The sequence below is a fragment of the Mesotoga sp. Brook.08.YT.4.2.5.2. genome (genome assembly GCF_003351125.1).
Classification (GTDB): Bacteria; Thermotogota; Thermotogae; order Petrotogales; family Kosmotogaceae; genus Mesotoga.
In genome coordinates this window covers 24,160-43,564 of record NZ_JPGZ01000030.1, presented here as the reverse complement: position 1 = coordinate 43,564, position 19,405 = coordinate 24,160, and the positions used below count along the sequence as shown (strand labels likewise).

General features: G+C 46.4%; 21 protein-coding genes. 2 read left to right on the top strand and 19 right to left on the bottom strand.

Annotated elements, in window-relative coordinates; all coding sequences use genetic code 11:
• Nucleotide 1: 1 nt before the first annotated feature.
• From Q502_RS07180 to ndk, 19 genes are all read right to left on the bottom strand, one after another.
• Complete coding sequence (locus tag Q502_RS07180; protein WP_099829345.1) at nucleotides 2-1,075, bottom strand: DUF4384 domain-containing protein; 1,074 nt, start codon at nucleotides 1,073-1,075, stop codon at nucleotides 2-4.
• 12 nt (nucleotides 1,076-1,087) lie between these two features.
• Complete coding sequence (locus tag Q502_RS14645) at nucleotides 1,088-1,579, bottom strand: hypothetical protein (RefSeq protein ID WP_243392260.1); 492 nt, start codon at nucleotides 1,577-1,579, stop codon at nucleotides 1,088-1,090.
• 71 nt (nucleotides 1,580-1,650) lie between these two features.
• The gene (locus Q502_RS14640) at nucleotides 1,651-2,007 is read right to left on the bottom strand and encodes a lactate/malate family dehydrogenase (protein ID WP_243392259.1); all 357 of its coding nucleotides are present in this window, start codon (nucleotides 2,005-2,007) and stop codon (nucleotides 1,651-1,653) included.
• A complete protein-coding gene (ispG, locus tag Q502_RS07170) occupies nucleotides 2,004-3,047 on the bottom strand; it encodes a flavodoxin-dependent (E)-4-hydroxy-3-methylbut-2-enyl-diphosphate synthase (RefSeq protein WP_099829349.1) in 1,044 nt (347 codons plus the stop codon). The genes Q502_RS14640 and ispG overlap by 4 nt, the downstream gene beginning before the upstream one ends.
• Nucleotides 3,044-4,555: a site-2 protease family protein gene (locus Q502_RS07165; RefSeq protein WP_099829344.1), complete on the bottom strand. Its 1,512-nt coding sequence runs from the start codon at nucleotides 4,553-4,555 to the stop codon at nucleotides 3,044-3,046. Before Q502_RS07165 ends, ispG begins: the two co-directional genes overlap by 4 nt.
• Nucleotides 4,546-5,676 carry a 1-deoxy-D-xylulose-5-phosphate reductoisomerase gene (dxr, locus tag Q502_RS07160; RefSeq protein WP_102818941.1) on the bottom strand — a complete coding sequence of 377 codons (1,131 nt, stop codon included), beginning with the start codon at nucleotides 5,674-5,676 and terminating at the stop codon, nucleotides 4,546-4,548. Before dxr ends, Q502_RS07165 begins: the two co-directional genes overlap by 10 nt.
• Nucleotides 5,673-6,365, bottom strand: coding sequence for an RnfABCDGE type electron transport complex subunit B (locus Q502_RS07155; protein ID WP_099829342.1), 693 nt, complete (start codon nucleotides 6,363-6,365; stop codon nucleotides 5,673-5,675). Before Q502_RS07155 ends, dxr begins: the two co-directional genes overlap by 4 nt.
• 10 nt (nucleotides 6,366-6,375) lie before the next feature.
• Nucleotides 6,376-6,957: an electron transport complex subunit RsxA gene (gene rsxA, locus Q502_RS07150; RefSeq protein ID WP_099829341.1), complete on the bottom strand. Its 582-nt coding sequence runs from the start codon at nucleotides 6,955-6,957 to the stop codon at nucleotides 6,376-6,378.
• Nucleotides 6,958-6,970: 13 nt separating this feature from the next.
• Nucleotides 6,971-7,582, bottom strand: coding sequence for an electron transport complex subunit RsxE (gene rsxE, locus Q502_RS07145; RefSeq protein ID WP_165775344.1), 612 nt, complete (start codon nucleotides 7,580-7,582; stop codon nucleotides 6,971-6,973).
• Nucleotides 7,582-8,304 carry an RnfABCDGE type electron transport complex subunit G gene (locus tag Q502_RS07140; RefSeq protein ID WP_099829339.1) on the bottom strand — a complete coding sequence of 241 codons (723 nt, stop codon included), beginning with the start codon at nucleotides 8,302-8,304 and terminating at the stop codon, nucleotides 7,582-7,584. The genes rsxE and Q502_RS07140 overlap by 1 nt, the downstream gene beginning before the upstream one ends.
• A complete protein-coding gene (locus tag Q502_RS07135; RefSeq protein ID WP_102818942.1) occupies nucleotides 8,297-9,247 on the bottom strand; it encodes an RnfABCDGE type electron transport complex subunit D in 951 nt (316 codons plus the stop codon). The genes Q502_RS07140 and Q502_RS07135 overlap by 8 nt, the downstream gene beginning before the upstream one ends.
• Nucleotides 9,244-10,563, bottom strand: a complete 1,320-nt coding sequence (gene rsxC / locus Q502_RS07130; protein ID WP_102818943.1) for an electron transport complex subunit RsxC — start codon at nucleotides 10,561-10,563, stop codon at nucleotides 9,244-9,246. The genes Q502_RS07135 and rsxC overlap by 4 nt, the downstream gene beginning before the upstream one ends.
• 173 nt (nucleotides 10,564-10,736) lie before the next feature.
• A complete protein-coding gene (locus Q502_RS07125; RefSeq protein WP_112109499.1) occupies nucleotides 10,737-12,194 on the bottom strand; it encodes a 5'-nucleotidase C-terminal domain-containing protein in 1,458 nt (485 codons plus the stop codon).
• Between the two features lie 12 nt (nucleotides 12,195-12,206).
• Nucleotides 12,207-12,563 carry a hypothetical protein gene (locus Q502_RS07120; protein ID WP_099829335.1) on the bottom strand — a complete coding sequence of 119 codons (357 nt, stop codon included), beginning with the start codon at nucleotides 12,561-12,563 and terminating at the stop codon, nucleotides 12,207-12,209.
• The gene (locus Q502_RS07115) at nucleotides 12,526-13,794 is read right to left on the bottom strand and encodes a glucose-1-phosphate adenylyltransferase (protein ID WP_102818944.1); all 1,269 of its coding nucleotides are present in this window, start codon (nucleotides 13,792-13,794) and stop codon (nucleotides 12,526-12,528) included. The genes Q502_RS07120 and Q502_RS07115 overlap by 38 nt, the downstream gene beginning before the upstream one ends.
• 13 nt (nucleotides 13,795-13,807) lie before the next feature.
• A complete protein-coding gene (gene glgD, locus Q502_RS07110) occupies nucleotides 13,808-14,935 on the bottom strand; it encodes a glucose-1-phosphate adenylyltransferase subunit GlgD (RefSeq protein WP_102818945.1) in 1,128 nt (375 codons plus the stop codon).
• A 59-nt stretch (nucleotides 14,936-14,994) separates the two neighbouring features.
• Nucleotides 14,995-15,819, bottom strand: a complete 825-nt coding sequence (locus Q502_RS07105) for a zinc dependent phospholipase C family protein (RefSeq protein WP_258394245.1) — start codon at nucleotides 15,817-15,819, stop codon at nucleotides 14,995-14,997.
• Nucleotides 15,816-16,994: a class I SAM-dependent rRNA methyltransferase gene (locus tag Q502_RS07100; protein ID WP_112109498.1), complete on the bottom strand. Its 1,179-nt coding sequence runs from the start codon at nucleotides 16,992-16,994 to the stop codon at nucleotides 15,816-15,818. The genes Q502_RS07105 and Q502_RS07100 overlap by 4 nt, the downstream gene beginning before the upstream one ends.
• Nucleotides 16,994-17,437: a nucleoside-diphosphate kinase gene (gene ndk, locus Q502_RS07095; RefSeq protein ID WP_099829330.1), complete on the bottom strand. Its 444-nt coding sequence runs from the start codon at nucleotides 17,435-17,437 to the stop codon at nucleotides 16,994-16,996. Before ndk ends, Q502_RS07100 begins: the two co-directional genes overlap by 1 nt.
• A gap of 47 nt (nucleotides 17,438-17,484) precedes the next feature.
• On the opposite strand from ndk, the gene Q502_RS07090 reads away from it, so the two are divergent.
• Together Q502_RS07090 and Q502_RS07085 are read left to right on the top strand one after the other, a co-directional pair.
• Nucleotides 17,485-18,513, top strand: a complete 1,029-nt coding sequence (locus Q502_RS07090) for a hypothetical protein (protein ID WP_102818948.1) — start codon at nucleotides 17,485-17,487, stop codon at nucleotides 18,511-18,513.
• Between the two features lies 1 nt (nucleotide 18,514).
• The gene (locus tag Q502_RS07085) at nucleotides 18,515-19,399 is read left to right on the top strand and encodes a regulatory iron-sulfur-containing complex subunit RicT (RefSeq protein WP_102818949.1); all 885 of its coding nucleotides are present in this window, start codon (nucleotides 18,515-18,517) and stop codon (nucleotides 19,397-19,399) included.
• The last annotated feature ends 6 nt before the right edge of the window (nucleotides 19,400-19,405 follow it).

The following is a 19,405-nucleotide window of genomic DNA, read 5'->3' as shown; positions in this document are numbered from 1 at the left end:
CTTAGTCGCCTGCGCTAAGTACTATTGCGATTACAATTCCCGCGATCAGCACTCCGATTATCGAGAAGAGTATGATGTTGTCCGTTTTCTTCTCTTGCTCTGTCTTCTCAGTTAATCTGAAATCGACCGAAGTCGTCATGTCTCTGTTGATGTAGACATTCTGTTTGGAATCGTGGTAACCCCACTTGGAGACTGTTACCGTATGGCTTCCAACCTTCTCAAAATCTCTGTAAGGTGTGTCACCGGCATACTGTCCATCCACATAAACCTGACCATCGGGGATCGATGTAACTTCCAGATAACCGTAAATGTAATTTGGCAAGAGCGAGAACTGAAAGTTGCTTGAACCAGGTTGCACGTTTATTGTTGCCGGTCCGTATACGAGGTTCCTGTCTGTGTAGATGTATACCGAGTGCATACCGGCCTCCAAAGTTGTCGTGACCGGTGATTTTCCCATGAATATTCCATCGACATAGACATTTGCATCCTTTCTGTCTGCACTGATTGTAGTCCTAACCGTGAAAGGCACATAGCTGTTATAGAAGTAAGTATAACCTATCCCCCAGCTTGTGTTGAAGACAGGGTTAATCGCAATCGACAAATTGTTCACGTTCTGACCCAAATATGGGAATGGATATCTATCGAACAGAGAAAACACATTCCCTAAGAAATTCAGGGGAGAAGTCGATGCAACGACTACTATCGTCTCTCTTCCTCTGTTTGATTCGACCTGCAGATTGTATTTTGTGGTCGCCTTATCCGTCGGTAGAGTGTAGGTCCTTCCACCCTGGACGTAGTTGTCCTGATCGTAGACATTTGGAAAGAGAACCTGGACCTGCCCCGACTGATCGATATCCAGAACAGCCACATAGGCGCTTCTGTCAACGGAGAAAGACAATCCGAGCGACTCGCCACCGTAGTAAGTTGATCCGGTACCCTTGTTCAAGCTTACGTTTACATTGATGCTAGCTCCTGACCTGTTCAGGAACATAAGTCCCTGAGGGTCATAAGCGACTGACGTGGCAATAAGAGAAACACTGAGAGCAATAATCGCAATAAGCAGTACTTTCTTCACGCTAATCCCTCCTTATCCCTTTAGGCTTTCTATTGCATCGGTGATAACGCCTGTTGATTTCGAAAGTCCCTGAATTTCCTCTTCTGAAAGTCCAACATGCAGTATTCTTTCTACTCCACTTCTCCCTAGAATACTGGGAACGCTGAAAGGCACATCCTGCATACCTTCAAATTCCCTGTGTACAGATGAGACTGTAAGGACTGAGTGTTGATCGTTCGGAATAGTGGAAAGCACCTTTGATACAGCAAGCCCTATTCCGTAGTATGTTGAACCCTTCTTTTCAATAACACGATAAGCAGCGCTTCGTGTCTCTTCAAACAGTTTTTCAAACAAAACGTCTTCGCAGTTCCCGCAGAACTCCTTTATCGGAATACCTGCGATGTCGACATTCGTCCAGTTAACGATCTCACTATCACCGTGTTCACCAATAACATATGCGTGAACGTTTCTTGGGTCAAGTCCACAGTGGTCGGCTATGCTCTGTCTTAGTCTTGCCGTGTCCAAGGTAGTACCGGAACCGATGACTTTGCTCCTGTGAAAGCCAGATGTCCTCCAGGCAACTCATGCGAGTATGTCTACCGGATTCGAGACGACCAAAATAATCGGCTCTTTGCTGAATGAAAGTACTCATCGACTGCTCTCTCAACCATTTTTGCGTTGTTCTTTAAAAGCTGGAGACGACTCTCCCCTTCTTTCTGTGGCCTTCCGGCGGTAATAACAACAACATCGGAATCTGCCGACACATTGTAACTTCCACCGGATATCTTCACCGGTCTCACATACACATTTCCATGACTCAGGTCCATAGCCTGACCCACTGCAAGTTCTGTATTTACATCAACAAGCGCTATCTCTCTTGCAATTCCCTTTATCATTGTTGCATACGCAATTGACGAACCTACCATTCCGGCTCCGATTATCGAGACTTTCATCTATCACCTCCCGACAGGAGTTCATCAAACCAATGTCGGAATCGTGATTCAAGGTTCCGCTTCTCCACCTTCTCGACTATCTCTCCCTTGAGAAAAATGACTCCGCCGGATGCAGTGCCGGCGATCCCAATGTCCGCATCTTTTCCTTCCCCAATTCCGTTTACAACGCATCCCATAACGGCTACAGAAATGTCATCCTCGATATTCCCTACCCAACTCTTCACTTTCCTTGCAAGAGACTCAACATCTATTTCGGCTCTTGCGCACGTCGGACAGGAAATCACGTCAACTCCCTTTCTTAGCCCAAGTGAACGAAGAATGCTCAAGCCTACTTCGATCTCCTGAACGGGGTCTCCCGACATCGATACTCTTATGGTGTCTCCAATGCCTTTCAGCAAGAGTGTGCCAATACCAATAGAAGACTTTACGGTTGAATCAAGCCCGAAACCTGCCTCTGTAACTCCAAGGTGAAACGGATAATCGGTCTTCTCGAACAGGTATTCATTTGCACTCACAGTCTCTGATACCGATGAAGACTTAAGAGAAATCACAATGTCCTCGAACCCTGCACTCTCAAGTATTCTTACTTGCGCAAGAGCGCTCTCTGCAAGAGCGGTGGGTTTGTCGTACGAACCAAAACTTCGGTCGAGAGAGCCAGAGTTTGCGCCAACTCTTATTGGAACACCGAATTCTTTAGCAACCTTCACTGTCTCCCGGACCTTCCATTCCTGACCGATATTTCCCGGATTTATCCTTACCTTTGCTGCACCGTTCTTTATGGACTCAACTGCGAGTCTGTAATCAAAATGAATATCTGCAATTACAGGGATTTTGCTTGATGAGCAAATCTCTTTGATGGCCTGTGCTGACTCAAAATCCGGAACGGAGACTCTTACAAGATCACACCCGGCATCTGTAAGCCTATCGATCTGCTCGAGAGTTGCAGGAATGTCGATTGTCTTGGTATTTGTCATTGACTGAACCGAAACCGGATTTCCGCCACCGACCAAGACATTCCCAACTCTTACGGTTCTACTCATAACCATCTGCCGATATCGATGAACGTAATATAGATCATGAACCCCATGAGTATCATGAAGCCAATCACATTGATTAACCCCTCAATCTTCGGATCCAGTCTCTTTCTGGTAATTATCTCAAGCAAGGCAAGCAACATCCTCCCACCATCCAGCGCGGGGAAGGGAATCATGTTTATCACTCCGAGGTTGAGCGAGATGAAGCCCGCGAGGAAAAGAACTATCCTCGTCCCAAGGCTCACTGCCTGGTCAACTATTGTTACCAGTCCAATAGGACCGGTGAATTCGTTGATGTTCGCTCCTCCAGTGAAGAGGCTGCCAACAACCTTCACCATGGTTATTAGGAGATCGTTTGCCCACTGAACCCCGAGAACTGCGGCCTCAACCGGGCTATCTGGATACCAGTAGTCGCTTCCCTGAGAAAAGGCACCGACCTCACTCACGAGAGCAATCATTTCGTTCTTGGTCATCGTTAAGTCAACTACCTGTCCATCCCGTTCCAGGGTAACGACAAATTCTTCAGGGAAGCCGTATCTAGCGAAGGTAGTCTCTCTTCCTGTGAACTGAATTAGAAGTTCGTTTGGTTTCAAGGAGAGGAGCTGACTCATGGTTGTAAGATCATAACTTGTCTCGGTCGTCATCCCGTTTACCGAGACAAGAACATCTCCCTTCCTGAACTGGCCGAAATCAGTTGCAACTATCGGTTTGAAGTTTGCATAGTAGATCCCCATTGCGTAGCGTTCCTCTGCAGGGGAATAAGTCAGGAGCGTGCCGGAAAGATTCGAACCGTCGGCAAAACCAAGTCTGATAGTGCTCTCAGGAGATAGTATGCCGCCGTATCCAACGTAATCGCCGTTGAACGATGCTCCGTTTATTGAAGAGAGAGCATCGCCAAATTCACCTGAGACATTGCCGATCACAATGAAGGCCTCTTGAGGAAGCATTTCTGGGATTAGAGTTATTTCGACTTCTCTGCCTTCCCTAATAACTACTAGATCTATTTTCTCGCCCCTCACAACGGCTTCACTAAGTCTTGTATTGTCTAGTAGAGTCTTACCATTTACTGAGGCGATCCTATCTCCGGGAAGCATTCCGGACAGAGCTGCAGGAGAACCAAGCTCGACCTTGTCGATCTTGACTTCCTGAAAGCCCCAAACTACTGCTACCAGAGAGAGTATGAGAAAACCCAGAAGCAAAGAAAAGGCCGGACCGGCGAAATAGATAATGAATCTCTGCCAGGCCGGCTTGTTCTGTATCTGCTCGTTATCCGGAACGGAGGAGTCTATAGCATCTAGGTCTTCTCCGGCAGGTCTCACGTAACCGCCAATTGGAAATGCGTTTATCCTGAATGTAGTCTTTTTTCCTTTTTTTGACCAGAGCTTTGGACCCATTCCTATGGCGAATTCTAGAACTCTCACTCCAAAAACCCTCGAGAACAGGTAGTGACCGAGTTCATGAACAACCACTATCCCCGTTAGAATGAGAAGAAAGTACACTATTGCTAATAACATCTATTCACCTCTTCTTGAGCCAATCTTCTTGCCAGAACGTCAATCTCGATAATTTGACTGTAATCGACCGGATTTAGATCATCTGTTCGGGCAACCGTCCTTTCAATTATATTGTAAATGCTCCCAAAAGGCATCCTACCCTTCATAAAAGCATCGACTGCTATCTCATCTGCAGCATTATAAGCGATTTGCTTGCTGACAGTTCCACAAATCTCTCTCGCAAGTGTCAGAGCGGGAAATCTCTCTTGCTGCAGTTCTTCCAGGGCAATTGGTATGCCGGCTATCCTCTCTTCTCCGAAAAGATGGTGGTGCACTGGATAAGTCAGAGAATATGCAATCGGAATTCGCATGTCCGGGCGCCCCACATGAAGTTTCATAACGCCATCATTGTACACAACACCGGCATGAACAAAACTGTTTCTACAAATATAAGTATCAATTTCACTCGATTCGAATCCAAAGAGATATTTCGCTTCAATTACTTCTAGTCCCTTGTTAACCATTGAAGCGCTATCAACGGTTATCCTGTTTCCCATAGACCAAACAGGGTGTTTCATGACATCTTCAGGGCTTGCTTGGTGAATCTTTTCTTTCGGCCAATCCCTCAGGGCGCCGCCAGATGCGGTTATCAAGATTCTCTCAGGGCGAACAGTACCGTCAAGAAGCTGAAAGAGGCCGCTGTGCTCTGAGTCGACCGGGATAAGCTCTACCCCTCTGTCGGCACATCTGTCCGGAAGAAGATTACCTCCACAAACGATAGACTCTTTGTTCGCAAGACATAGTCTGCTGCAAACTTCAGCCGCCTTAAGGCTGAATCTCAGTCCGGCCGCTCCGCTGACCGCAAGCATCACATAATCCGGGCGGGACTTTTCGAGCATCGTTTCTATCCCCTCTTCGCCTTGGAAAAAGGTTGTTTCCGGAAAGGAATCGACTAGATCCTCTTTTTTTTCAAGAGTGGCGGCGAACTTGGGATGAAATTCTGAAAGCTGTTTAGAAAAAGAGACGAAATTGTGGCCACAGGAAATGGCCACAATTTCGATTTCTTCAATCTTGTCTACTATTTCGAGTGTCTGTGAACCTATAGATCCGGTAGAACCAAGAACAGCCAACCTTTTTTTCATGACTCAAACTTCTTTTTTATCTCGGCCGGTTCTCCAGAAGTATCTTCAATTATCTTTTGAATCTCTGATTGGGAAAGCGCCATAATCTTCTCGACTTTTTCGGGCACGTTCTGTCTTTTGCCCGGGACGCATTTGTCTGCGTTCTCTTCCTTGTTCGCGACCTTTATGGCAAAGGCAGCACAACCGGGTGATCCACAGATTCCGCAGTTTATGTTTGGAAGAATCGCAAAGACCACAGCAGCTCTAGAATTCTCTTTCAGTTTTCCCTTGTAACTATCGATTTCTTCCTGAGTCGGTCTTTTTGGTTTTGGCGGCGCTGCTTTTACTTCTTTTCCGGAGACAGCGATCAGTTTTTCCAGTGTCTTTTCCGCATCTTCCTCTGCCTCTTCAAAGAGAGCAGTGAGCTTGTCGACATCCGTGTCCATGATTAGCTTCAGTTTTTCAGGTACGCCGGATCGCTTGCCGGGAATACATCCATCCAGCGGGGCTTTGCCTTCGGCGATAGCTTTTGCAAAGGCCGAACAACCGGGGAAACCACAAGCGCCACAGTTGACGCCTGGCAAAGAGGCTTCGATGAGTGTGATTCTAGGATCTTTCTTGACCGCAAACTTCGCAGAGGCGAAAGCTAGAAAGACACCTGCTCCTATGCCAAGTATGGCCATAAACAGAACTGAATAGACTACTGTCATACACACCGCCTCACAGTTTCACGAGGCCCTGGAAACCCATGAAGGCCATCGAGAGCAAACCGGCTGTGATCAATGCAATGGCAGTGCCCTTGAAGGGCTCCGGAATTTCGGAGAGCTCCATTCTCTCTCTTATAGTTGAGAAAAGAATTAGCGCGAGGGCGAAACCAAGTCCGGCGCCGGCGGCATTAACTATTGTCTCGAGCAGCGTATAGTTCTGCTGAACATTCAGAAGCGCCAGACCGAGAATTGCGCAATTAGTAGTTATTAGGGGAAGAAATATCCCCAGTGCATCATAAAGTGACGGACTGGCCTTCTTCAGGAAGATTTCTACAAACTGCACCAGTGTTGCAATAATCAGGATGAACACTATTGTTCTAAGAAAAGGAATACCGAGCGCGTCAAGCGCGATGTTCAAGAGCCATGTGATTATTGAAGCCATGATCATTACAAATGTAACGGCTATGCTCATTCCAACAGCTGTATCTGTCTTCTTCGAAACACCGAGGAACGGACATATTCCTAGAAATCTAGATAGAACGAAGTTGTTTATTAGAATTGCTGAAAGAAATATGAAAACCAATCTGGTAGCCATCAGTCAACCCTCCTCATTTTGCTGCCTTCTTAGGTTTGCTACGCCTTATTCCAAGGTAGTTGAAGAATGCGGCAAGCATTCCCAGAGCAATGAATGCACCTGGAGGGAGTATCATGGCAAACATCTTCACATCCGAAAGGTGGTAGTTGAAGATTGAGCCATTACCGAGAAACTCTCTTACTGAGCCCAGCAAGACCAGAGAGGCGGTAAAACCAAGTCCCATTCCGAGCCCATCCAGGAAGGATCTGAAGACACCGTTCTTTGAAGCAAAGGCCTCTGCTCTACCGAGAATGATACAGTTCACCACAATCAGAGGGATGAACAATCCCAGAGTCTTCCAGAGATCATAGATGAAACCATGCATCAGCATATCGATCATAGTTACAAAGGAAGCAATTATCACAATGTACGAAGGGATTCTGATCTTGTCCGGAATGAACTTCCTTACGAGAGAGATTGTAATGTTCGACATTGCTAGAACGGCAGTCGTTGCTAGCCCCATGCCAAGACCATTCTCAGCGCTAGTCGTAGTGGCTAGAGTCGGACACATTCCCAGAACCTGAATGAAAATCGGATTCTGCTTGAAGATTCCGTTTGTGAGGACTTTGAACTTAGATTCAGCCATTATCGAACACCTGCCTTTTCCAAGAACTCGGATATAGCATTTAGTGAGAATGCGACGGCCCTTGGAGTTATCGTCGCTCCAGTCATCACGTCACTTACTGTGACTATTCCGTCTTCTTGCTTTCTAATCTCTATCTGATCTCCTGAGGGAGTCACTCCTGCGTCTTTGTCAACCCTTACGCCCTTGTCAAGGCCCTTACTAGCTATAGGGAAGAACCTCTGCTGGACGACATCGTTAGCAATATTGGCTCCAAGTCCTGGGGTCTCTTGCGAGTACTCGAGAACTTTTATTGCGTTAAGGCTAACTCCGTTTGGTCCACTGACGAAGGCAGCCATCGTCTTAACATCTCCGCCATAACCGACCGCGATTCCTATTGCTACGTATATTTCGCTGCCGTCTTCCTTGACAAACTTGTATGCAGGACTTTCAACCTTTCCCTGTGAACTTGTTGCCGTATAGATTATGCCTTCCGATGAGTCGAATCCGGCGGGAAACCATTCAAACTCCGCCAGTTCGCTGGCAGTCTCAGGGATGTTTTCTGCTGCTATAAGCAACTCTCCAGTCTCCGCATCTGTAAGGACTTCTCGGATAGCCTTTAGTTTTGCGCCTAATTCCGCATTGGCGATGGGCTCCTTAACGACAGTATAAACTACCGAAAGAACCAGTGCGGCGATAATAGTAATTACCATCAGAGTAATGCCCGTCTTCAAGTATTCACGCATTGCTCTTCACCTTCTTTGGCTTTCCAAATATCTTGGGCTTGGTCCCCATATCTATTAGAGGCACGAAGGCATTCATCACCAGAATTGCGAATGAGACACCTTCCGGATAACCTCCGAATAACCTGATGATCATAGTCACAGCTCCACAACCTATTCCGAAGATAATGTGCCCTTTGATAGACATCGGGCTAGTCACCATATCTGTTGCCATAAACAGAGCTCCAAGCATAAGACCGCCGCCAAAGATGTGATAAAGAGGCGAACCAAAGCCCGGATTCACCGCATAGAATATCGAGGCCATTATCGCAACCGTTCCGACGTAGGCAATGGGGATAAACGGTGCCACTCTCTTTCTTAACAACAACCAGCCAAAGCCCAATAGAAGCAGCAAAGCGCTGACTTCCCCGATCGAGCCGGGGATTGTACCGAGAAACATCTCTTGCAGAGAGAAGACTCTTGGTGCTCCCTGTTTCAATATGGCCATTGGCGTTGCAGTTGTTTGCATATCGAACGGATTGAACCATGTTGTCATCTGAACGGGGAACGAGATAAGAAGAAAGACCCTTCCGACCAGTGCGGGATTGAAGAAGTTCTTTCCGAGACCCCCAAATACTGCCTTCGCGATTACTATTGCAACAAAGACACCTATCAGTGCCTGCCACCACTCAACAGATACTGAAAGGTTCAGTGCAAGCAACAATCCCGTGACGGAGCCGCTAAGATCGGGTCTGAAGCTCTTTTTCTGTCTTACGAATCTCATCACGAAGAATTCAAGAGCCTCTGCTCCTAACGTACACACAAGGATAAGAGCGAGGGCCTTCAATCCGAACGAAACGACTGCCCAAACTGCAGCCGGAGAAAGCGCTATCAAAACGTCCAGCATTATCTTACGAACGTTGTCTTCTGATCTTAGATGAGGTGCTGCCATCATTGAGAGCTTCACTTCTTCGCACCTCCCTTCAAACTTCTGTAGACCTTCTTATGCAGTTTGAAGTTCTTGACTAGATCGATCTTTGCAGGACAGGCGTAGGAACAGCTACCGCACTCAATGCAATCTAGCAGGCCGTTCTCCACTTGAATGTCGTACAATCTGTTTGTGCCGTAGAGATTGAGGAGAAAGGGTTGGAGGTTCATTGGACAAACAAAAGTGCATTTCCCGCATCTTATGCATGGAAACTCTTCTGTTGGTTTGCTCCTGAGAAGCAGGGTTATCCCGGAAGTGCCTTTGACCGTAGGTACATCAGTCTTAGGAACCGTCATTCCCATCATCGGACCACCGAAGATGGCTCTTTCCACCGATTCCTGCGCGCCTCCAGCATATCTGATCAACTCATCCGCCATTATCCCGATTCTCGAGACCACGTTTACGGGTTTCTTGATTCCTTCACCCGTAATCGTCACGCCTCTTTCGACGAGAGGGCGGCCAAGTTCGACTGCCTCATAGACAGAGAATGCAGTTCCAATATTATCGACTACAACCCCTACATCTAGGGGAAGCCCGCCTGAAGGAACCTTTCTTTTCGTCAGCGCGAATATTAACTGCTTTTCGGCTCCCTGTGGGTATTTTGTTCTTAGAGTCTTCACCTGTATCGAAGTCGACCGGACCGCCTCTTTCATCTTCTCTATCGCCTTTGGCTTATTGTCTTCAATTCCAACGATAGCATCTTCAACGTTTAGTGCACGCATCAGAGCGAGGATTCCCCTGACTACTCCCTCAGAACGCTCGAGCATGAACCTGTAATCAATGGTAAGGTAAGGTTCACACTCCGCGCCGTTTATGACAAGGAGATCGATTTTCTTATCCTTCGGAGGGGACAGTTTGACGCTGGTCGGAAACATTGCGCCGCCGAGCCCAACAATACCTGCAGACTTAACCCTTTGCACGATCTCTTCGGGTAAAAACTGATCGAATGGTTTTGCTGGCTGAAGCAGGTCCCACTCATCTTCTCCGGTCCTATCTATGACAATCGCATCGTCAGGTTTTGCAAGAGTGGGATGATAATACTTGGCAATCTCTTTAACCTCGCCTGTTAGAGGAGAATGGAGATTTGCAGAAATGAAGCCGCCAGCTTCGGCAATTAGCTGGCCGGTTCTGACTCTGTCTCCAATACTTACAACAGGCTTTGCTGGGACTCCGGCGTGATTAGCAAGAAAAACATAAACCCTTTCAGGAGGCGGTAGAACACTTAGCTGAGAATCTTGGGAAAGTTCTTTTTTCTCTGGCGGGTGCACCCCTCCTCTGAAGGTAGGCAACCTCATTTAGTTATCACCTCTCAACCTTAATCAATAGATGTTTGCCTTTCTGGGATCCCGAATATCATGAAAGTGACTGCGACTCAAAATGGAAAAAGCGATTGATATTATCAAACAAAAGGAGCGGATCGCTCCGCTCCTATTATAGTACAATGTTTGCGTCTTAACTTAATCTAAAACTACTTTCTGGTTATCCTTCCGCTATCGGCGTAAGCGGTTATCGGGCTTATCTCTCCAACGAACTCAACCACTACATCTGCCAGCACGAATCCGGTGTCGTAACCGGAGAGTCCTGCAAGGACCGTATAGCCGTCACCGCCAGAGGCAAGGTAGTTATTTGTAGCAACTTTGTACACCTTATTGTCATCAATGGGAGCTCCGTTCACAAGAATATCCTTGGCCTCGCCATTCTCTATTACATAAGTTACTCCGCTTACCTGAGCCATCGCTCCCTGCCCTGGTTCTCTGGTTGCCGTGTACTCCAGAAGATCCCTGAGGGCTGTCCCCGGTACATCAACAACGTAAAGTGTATTTCCGAACGGGAGTACTGTAAGAATGTCGCGATATGTGATCGGACCAGCCTGAATTGAAGCTCTGATACCACCGGAATTGGTTATTGCAAGGTCCGCTCCGGACTTCCACACCATCGCGTCACAGATCAAGTAACCGAGGTTTGTGTCTTGGGCTCTAACTACTCCCCTGTCACCCTCAAGCTTGATCGTTGTTTCACCGACAACTGTGCCAAGAGCTTCTCCTCCGGCCTTCTTGAAGTAATCAAGAACAGTTGCCACTGCGAAGTCAGGTTTTATCTCTTCTGCCAGGACAGGAAGATTCCTGAAAGAAACGAAGATTACCGTTCCGTCGACGATTTCCAGATCGAGCTTGCCCACATTCTTTGCCCATTCTCCAGCAGAAACGATAATTGTTTCGTTGATTATTTCAGGTCTTTCATAGAAAGTGTGGCTGTGTCCGTCAACAATAACATCGATTCCGTCAACCGCCTTGGCAAGCTCCCAGGAATTCGGGCCCGCAAGAACCGGATTGCTTCCCATGTGTGTAAGAGCGATAATTATATCCGCCTGGGCCTCCAGAACCGGTATGATTTCCTTGGCAACTTCTATGACATCCATCCATTCGTAGTCCTTGGCATACAAGTATTCAAGGATTTCAGTCTCCTGAGCAGTGAATCCTACTATTGCAACCTTTATTCCGCCAACTTCCTTGATAATGTATTCCTGGAAGGCCGGTTCTCCGTCCTTGTAGATATTGGCGCTGAGGAACGGGAAGCTAGCAATGTCCATCTGCTTAGCAAGTACCGATGCGTCGTTGTCAAATTCGTGATTTCCGATAGCCATCGCATCGAGTTTCATAAGATTCAGTGCAACTATGTCTGGAGCTGCATCCTGCAGGTCCGACTCTGGAACACCGGTGTTCATGTCACCTGCGTGCAAGAAAAGAGTGTTGGGATTCTCCGCTCTAGCCTGGTTGACCAGAGTGGCTACGGCCGCAAGCCCGCCGAACTCGCCCTCTGGCCAAATGTGTCCATGAGTGTCGTTGATATGGACAATTGTAAGTCTCTGAGCCATGACAAATACGGCCATGACTAACAGTAGGGTAATCAAAAGAACTTTTTTCATACTTCTACCTCCTTATAGAATATCGGTGATTTCTCCAATTAACTCGAAATCGAAGTGCCTATCTCCTTCACTTATATGGTAATTGATTATTTCTATTTCTGCACAGTTTGAAGAGACAGTTCTTGAGCTTTTTGTAACCAGGAAACCGTTGAGTTCCGTTTCGGCCGGCTCTGCAAGATACAACGATTTCACAGTGAGAGCCAGTCTGAAATACCAAGAACCAAGGCGCCTCGCATTCATTATTGTCTCTAGGGGAACAAGCGATGTAACAATTGTCGTACAGATTATCAGTATAGCTATCAACAACGAAAAATAAGCTACTCCTTTGCCTTTACTCTCTGGGCGAGATGGTCTTGCCGCCTGCCACATCTCCCTCGAAGTCCTCCTCTCTAACGTGATTAAGAACTGCGCTGTTTCTACCTATCTTAAGATTCTCGGGAATGATTACGTCCGATCCGACAACGACAATACCCGAATCATATATGTGTGGTTGAGATTCGTGTGGCACTTCGTCTCCATAACCAACAACCACCCCATCTCTAACTGTCGTTCTCTCTCCAATTATCCCCTTGTCTATGACCACATTGCTTCCAATTTTGGAGTTTGTCATAATCACAGAATTCTTAACAACCGAACCTTCTCCGATCTGCACGCCTTGGAAGATAACTGAATTCTCTACTCGACCGTAAATCTCTGCCCCTTCGTTAATCAGGGAATTTCTGACATGAGAACTGGTTCCGACGTAAGCAGGGAGATACTCTTCCGTTTGGGTGTAAAACCTCCAGGAAGGATCGTGGAGGTTCAGTGGCGGAATAGGCCGTGTTAGCTCTATGTTTGCTTCCCAGAGAGATTCGATCGTACCGACGTCTCTCCAGTATCCTTCGAAGACGAAAGCGAAAAGCCTTCCAGCGTTATCATGTACGATCTTCGGCAAGATGTTCTTCCCGAAATCATTGTCACTCTCGGGATCCTTTTCATCTTCGATTAACCTTTCTCTAAGGAACTTCCAGTCAAAGACATAAATCCCAAGAGAGGCAAGATCCGACTTCGGTTGTTCAGGCTTCTCCTGAAAGTCGACTATTTTGTTTTCAAAATCCGTTATCATCATGCCAAATCTATTAGCTTCAGACAGCGGAACACGCATACATGCTACTGTTCCCGTGGCACCTTTCGAGAGATGATAATCGATCATTTCGTTGTAATCCATAGAGTAGATGTGGTCGCCAGAAAGGACTACAACAATTTCTGGGTCGTAATCATCGACAAAATCAATATTCTGGAATACGGCATTTGCCGTTCCCTTATACCAGTTTGAATCTCCCTGAGCGATGAACGGCGGGAGAATGACTACCCCCCCATCCTTTCTGTCAAGATCCCAGGGACGACCTATTCCGATATGCCTGGAGAGAATGTGAGGCCTGTATTGAGTAAGCACACCAACTGCGTAGATTCCAGAATTCACGCAGTTACTAAGTGCAAAGTCGATTATCCTGTACTTGCCTCCAAAAGGCACCGCCGGTTTTGCAACCTCATCGGTTAGTAATCCCAGTCTTGTACCCTGTCCGCCAGCTAGAATCAATGCTACTACTTTTTTGGCCATACAATCACCCGCCCTATATTACGCCGTGTTTTTCGATCACTGTGGGCTCTTCGCTCTCACCAACGAAACTTCTCCCAAGCCTAACTGTGCAGTACTTGTCCATAATTACGTTTTCTATGTAAGCGCCTTCTTCGACGAGGCAGCCCTCAAGGAGAACTGAGTTCTTAACGGTTGCCCCTGCCATAACTCTAGTATCTCTGAACAAGACTGAATCTTCGATTCTTCCTCCAATTACGCATCCATCTGCAATGACTGAGTTGTTCATAGATGCCGTTCCGGTGATCTTCGGAGGTGGAAGATCCTTTAGTTTCGTAAATACTCTACCGTTCTCGTAAAACAACTCTCGTCTGATCTGAGGATCCAGGATATCGAGATTTGTCTTGAAATAGCATTTCTTGCTCTGCTTGATATCCCGCCAATACCCGTTGTATCTGTACTCTCTAACATTTAGCGAAGAGAGATTAGGAGAGATAATACCCTTAACAAGCTCGTTATAGCCGTTGGGAACCGCTGAGTAGAGAAGTTCTCGCAGGAGGAACTTGTTTACGAAGTAAACACCAAGAGCAACGCAGTCTCCCTCATCAGGGTTCTCAGAGGCATTTTCCTTCTCTATCCACTTTATTACTCTTCCGTTCTTGCATATGACTCTATCCATACCTTTCATACCACATTCACCATTCTTGTTTCCTGTTAGGACGGTTATGTCGGCCACCGTATCGAGATGATACCTGAATATCTTGGTAAGGTCAGTCTTGAAAATATGATCTCCAGAACCAATCAGTACCGAGTCTTCGTTCCCTCTCCGAAGTATGTCTATGTTCTGGAACAGAGCATCTGCAGTTCCCTTGTATCCCATGGAAGGATTATACGGTGAGTAGTAAGGCTGCAGAATGAAAAGACCGCCCTGTTTCCTGTCAAGATCCCATTCTTTACCGGAACCTATGTGGTCCATTAGGCTTCTAGGGCTGTATTGAGTAATAATGCCAACCTTCGATACCCCGGCATTGATCATATTACTGAGCGTGAAATCGATGGACCTGTACTTTCCGAAAACCGGTAGTGCGGCACTTGTACGAACTTGCGTAAGGGAACTCAAGTACTCACCTCGTCCACCTGCCAGGATTATTCCGAGAACTTTCATATGATCACCGCATTCCAGGTCTGGATGCGATCTTCCTCCCTTCATCTCGAATTTGTTAGTCAGTACTCCATTAATGGTAAATTGGTCATGAGAGAGACCCCGGGTAAAGACAACTCGCCTACGCCGTCCAGATAACTCTGCATAAAGTGGACAGCCTTGTCGAAGGCATCGCTGTAAAGTTCTTCAAAGGTCTTTTTACTCTCCCATCCAGCTATACTGTGAAACCAAGGTTTCATTTCCAGATTCAGCGGATCTGTATGAGTGTCTTTGAAAAAAGCCTCTTCCGGAGAGCCTTCCTTGATGCTGAATCTCTTGAGAATGATGCCCAGTCTGGAACGACCGTATATCCCCGCGAAATACTCGTTCATAGAGTTTATTGCCTTCTGGATAGAACAACCTTTCACTCCGTAGTACTCCTCAGCAATCGCTCTGTAAAGATCTTCTAGAGCTTCAGGTAGAGACTTGGAAAACTCGGCAGTCGGATCAAGGTCAAGAATAACTGCCTCTACTCTGTTCTTCAGTATTACTTTGTCTATCATTGTCTCAAGCTGCCGATACTTATATCCATTTCCTGCACGGGCGACAATATAATGATTAACGGTTGCATCGAGAAAGTAATGGCATATCACCCCGAGAGAGTAGAAGCGAGAGATCTCTTCGGCTCTTCTGCAGACCTCTTCGGCAAAATCATCACATCTCAGCGTATGAGAAAATCTCCAGAGAGAAAACTCCGGGTCTTCTCTTGAGCAATACTGTCCAGGATCAGTAAAGAGGCACCCAAGATTGAACTCCTCTCTTTTGTCGGCTTCAAGATCGAGTCCTATTTCTTCCAGAACATCTTTTCCATACATGATATGAGTCCAGAAGCCGGGCAAAAAACTCACTCCTTCTCTACGAAGCCCCACAGACACTTCAAATAAAGGCTTTCAGGAACCTCCAAAAGCCACGGATGATCAGGTGACTGCAGAGTGATCGCCAAATGCGAAAACCTCAAGCCTCTTCTTTCTGTTGATCTTCTTACAGACTCTACTAGATGCTCAATCCCAATATTGTAGGCGCAAGTGCAGAGGCCGAGGATTCCCCCATCCTTCATTAACGGTAGCGTGCTCTCTACTAGCTTTCTGAAAAGTGAAATTCCATGCGGAAGCTCTTTCTTATGCTTAACAAAGGATGGCGGATCCAATACTACTATATCAAAATAGTCATTCTTTTCAAATTCATTAAGGAAGGCAAGAACATCGCTCTGGACTAACTGCAGCCGGTTATCCACCTTGTTCACTACGGAGTTCAGTCTTGCCCTTTCTAGATCTTCTTCCGACTTGTCAACACAAATCGCCTCTGCTCCGGAGAATGCCATGTTGAGTCCAAAGCCGCCCGTAAAAGAGAAGAGATCTAGCCCCTTTTGAAGCGACAGCTCCTTAGTAATCTTTCTGCAGAATGCTCTGGAGTCTCTTTGGTCAAAGAAGAATCCGGTCTTCTGGCTGTTCTTGACATCTACAAGAAATCTTAGGCCGTTTTCCTCAATTTCGATTGAGTCCGGTACTTTCCCGCAAAGCAGGCCGGTGTTTCTCTCAATTCTGTCGTCCACCCCCATCTCAAAGTCGCTGCGTTCGTAGATTCCCATCGGGCTCAGAAGATCTGAAAGAAGGGTGACGATCATTTGCTTTCTTTCCTGCATGATCAGATTTCTGAACTGCACTGCTAAAAAATCGCCGTATCTGTCAACTACAAGTCCAGGAAGTCTATCCCCCTCGCCATGGATAAGCCTGTAGTAAGGTGTATCGAACAGCCTGTCTCTTTTCTGCAAGGATTTATTCAGAAGCTTTCTGAAGAAAGCCTCTCCCAGTTCTTCATCATGATTAGTTAGAACCATTATCGACCTCGTTGAACCAGGGTTGAAGAAGCCTTTCCCCAGGAACTCGTAAGTAGAAGAGAAGACATTGACTTCGCTTACTCTATCTGCAGAGCCTTCAAGAGAGAGGATTTCATCTTTGAAGATCCACGGGTAAGAATTCAACACCTTTCCTTCCTTTCCTTTTTTTATTTGCGCAATTAGCATCAGAGCTGCCCTTCAATCAACAGAGAATAGTCAAGAATCTCAGTTTTGTCAAAGAAGATATTCGTTTCGCGAATTGCACTTTCAATACTGTCTGAAGCGTGGATGAGGTTCTTTCTGACGGAGACGCCGAACCTTCCACGAATACTTCCCGGGTCTGCCTGGACGGGATCGGTCTTTCCGATGAGGATTCTCAATCTCTGAACGGCATCCTCACCTTCAAGAACTATTGCCACAACTGGGCCAGATTGTATGAAACCGAGCAAAGGTTCGTAGAAGTCTTTCCCGGCATGCTCCCTGTATAGTTCTCTAGCTTTAGATTCTGAAATCATAAGCATTTTGAGAGCTAATATCTTAAGACCTTTTTCCTCGATTCTTCTGATTATCTCTCCTACGAGGCCTCGCTGAATAGCGTTTGGCTTCAGATAAGCAAATGTTCTCTCCATAATACTTCCCTCCAATCAAATTCGTCATTCATTGCTATAATTAAAACATGGAGTGGTTCAACGGAGTAGTTAGCGACAGACTTGCCCGATTCTTGGCTCGAAATTCGGGAATAAGCGTGACTTTGGTAGGCAGAGACAGCGAATACTTGAAGACTTCGGCTTTGTCATTGGTCGAGTCCGATCCAAAATGGAACAGAAAGAGATATATTGAAGATTTTCTTCTTATAGAGCCTGAGAAAGGGAACATCGGAATTGACAGAGTGCGGGATATTGAAGAGATGATGCTCCACAAGCCTTCGGGAGGCAAGAGAAAGTATGTATTGGTCCATCAATGTGAAAAGATGACAGATGAGAGTGCAAATGCCTTCCTAAAAATACTCGAAGAGCCTCCCTGTTTTGCAACGCTGATAATGACCACTACTTCATGGCAGTCTCTTCTTCCCACAGTAAGGAGCAGAACGGTCTCTGTCGTTGTTGATGTTCCTGAAGAACTGATAGGTAAATTGAGAGATAAGTATGGGAATAGCGTATCGAGAATCTACGCATGTGCGCGACAGAACTTCTCTGTTCTTCGGTTCTTTCTTGATCAGGAAGTCGAGTCCATAGACTGGGGTTCGATGGAGGTTCCTTCAGACCTCAACGGACTGGTTTCTGTACTGTCTGAGAGTGAAGTTAACGAGCCGATAGATATTGTTAGACGAAGAAGAGCATTTGCTGCTCTCTGCAGAAGCATCGTAGAATCTGACAAATTCTTCACAACCTTCAGAGAAATCTCGCCTCTATTCATTGGGCAGGGCTCATTTGAAAGATCGCGTGAGCTCGTTGAAGTAGCCAGAAGCATACTGAGAGATGTAGTAATTCTATCGGCAGATACTTCCAGTAACCCTGTTGTAAACCTCGATCTGATACAATGGCTAGTGAGTTTCGTGCCGGGAAAGGAGATCCTGGCAGATTTTGCTTGGTGTGACAGGTTCCTTAGACAGAGGACTTCATCTCAGAACTCGAATCTCGTTTCATTCAGAGCTCTGTACTCGGTTTCGAGGAGCCTCGTAAGAAGAGAAAACGGAGGTAATTAAGATGCCTGAAATATATGGAACTGTATATGGAGTCGAGTTTCACTCTGTTGGCAAGCTTTATCAGTACACATCTAGTGAACAGCTCCTAAAGCAGGGAGATCGTGTGCTTGCAATGAGTGAGTTCGGACTGGATGTGGGTAAGGTCATGTATGGACCAGTTGAGATTCGTATAGATGACTCAAAGGAAGAGCTGAAACCGATCGTTAGGGTAATGACTGATGAAGACTGGGAGACTCATGCAAAGAACAAGGAAGAGGCCGAAGCTGCTATGAATACCTGCCAGGAGCTGATAAAAAAGCACTCGCTTCCTATGAGATTGCTCGAGGCGAGATATATGTTTGATCGCTCAAGAATAGTCTTCTATTTTGGTGCCGACAGCAGGGTCGATTTCAGAGAGTTGGTGAAGGATCTTGCCAGGGCATTCAGAACGAGGATAGAGCTCAGGCAAGTTGGAATAAGAGATGAAGTTAAAATGACCGGCAGCCTCGGGTTGTGCGGCATGACAGCTTGCTGCGTCCGCTTCTTGAGACAGTTTGAGAGTATAACGCTCAAGCATGCGAAGAAGCAGCAATTGTTGATAAACCCTGCAAAGATATCCGGTAGGTGCGGAAGACTGCTTTGCTGTCTATCCTATGAACACGAGCTCTATGAAAATGAGTTATTGGATATCCCTGATGAAGGGTCTCTTGTCGACTATGAAGGAAAGACTTGCAAGGTTCTGACGGTGAACATCTTCATGAAAGTGATCACCCTGGTTGCAGATGACGGCCAGATGCTCAAGGTTCAGTTTGATGACTTTAGAATGAGCCAGAGATCTATTATTCAGGACACAAATCCCGATGAGCTAATAAAGAATAGAGACGAGGATATTTCGATTGACGGTTGAAGTGTG